Raw genomic sequence first — 1,526 nt, 5'->3', positions numbered from 1 at the left:
AAAACACACATGACGAAGACAACAGCCCGCCAACAGGATGCCTTACACACCGGCATTGTCAAGGAGCTTCCCTGCGGGACTCCTCCTTGACAATACCGGCGTTTCAGGCAAAGAAGCCAGCATGGGCTGTTGCACCAAAAGGCACAGGAACTGCGCCTTGAGGGTTTTTATTGGATCTTTGCTGGAAAGGGTTGACTGTGGAGACCATATATAATTTGTTAGCTATTTATCTAGCTTGTTAAACAACTCAATAATTTTATGAATAGGTTCAGAAACTTGTTTAGAAATAAGATTGTAGATTTTATAATTTGGATAGCTGCTATTTTTATAATCAGTAAGTTTCCAAGTCAAAATGCTAGGATCATAGTTTTTAATACCGGTCTCATATTTATATCCTACCAAAGTATCAAATATTGCATTGATTAACTGAGCCATAACCAGATGAAATATATATATGTTCCCTGATTTTGTTAGGGGCTTATCTAGTGTTACTGATATAAATCTATCTTTGTTGTAATTTCTCCAGTCTTCTCCTGCAATAGAGCCAGCATGTTCTACAATTTTTCTTGTTTGCTCATTTGAGATTTTGGTTTCTTGAATGAGAACATCATTATTGCTAATGCTTAAATATTTTTTCAGTTCACTTAAGTATGTTTTTAACCTATCATGTTGTTCTTCTTTTATGAAAAGTAGATACTGATGCCTTGTTTCATTAAGAATATCTCTCGGTATATCCATGTATAAAGGATAAATTGACTCATGTATATAAATATAGTTCTTCCGTATGCCTGAACTATTTGATTTTGTGGTCTCGATCAACGATTTATCTGCCCATTCCTCGCTTATATCAGATACATCTATGCTAGTCACATCTATTGAAATCAATGGAAAGCCTAATGTTTTCAGTAATAAGCATTTTATCATTTCAAATTCATGAGTGAATTCAATTTCAATACCAGCGAGTAGGACTCTTTTATTTTTTACTTTTTTGCCCAGCAGTGCTATATCTAATCTATATTCCTCTCCAAATGGAGTTCTTAAAATATGCTCTTTTTCTATTACTTCAACGTCAGCTAATAAATCACCGGATAATGGAAAGTCAGATGTTCTAGTATCTTTAAATGCCCAAGGTAAATGGTGTTTATTTTTTAATCTTTTTTCTAATGCGCCAGCAATACATTCTTTTGCTTTTTTATGGTTTTTGCTTTCTAATGAAGCACTAAAACGTTTTTTGATTTCAATGTTTATTTCTGATTCATGTTTATAACTTTTTGGATAGTGTCGAAAGTATGGAAATATATATTTTCCAGTTTCTTTATGCTGACCCCAGTTTACCCATAAAACTTTTTTGTTATTCTCATCTGCAAATGGACCAATTTTCCTGGCATCAGCACGGCTTGTTATAGCAGTGGCTTCAATTTCTTTCTTAAGAAATCCATCTTCTTTGCTATATAGTAACTTCGCTTTCTTCATATTACAGCTAACGCGTCGGAGTTGAGTGGCGCGTTTGTGGCTGCGAAGTGACT

1 protein-coding gene is annotated in these 1,526 nt (G+C 34.5%); it reads right to left on the bottom strand.

All coding sequences use genetic code 11. The features are described 5' to 3' along the window. Nucleotides 1-222: 222 nt before the first annotated feature. Nucleotides 223-1,526: hypothetical protein (locus THINI_RS22695; protein ID WP_211207008.1), on the bottom strand; the 1,304-nt coding region annotated here is incomplete at its 5' end.

It is taken from the genome of Thiothrix nivea DSM 5205 (assembly GCF_000260135.1).
Lineage (GTDB): Bacteria > Pseudomonadota > Gammaproteobacteria > Thiotrichales > Thiotrichaceae > Thiothrix > Thiothrix nivea.
This window is presented reverse-complemented; position numbering and strand designations above follow the sequence as displayed.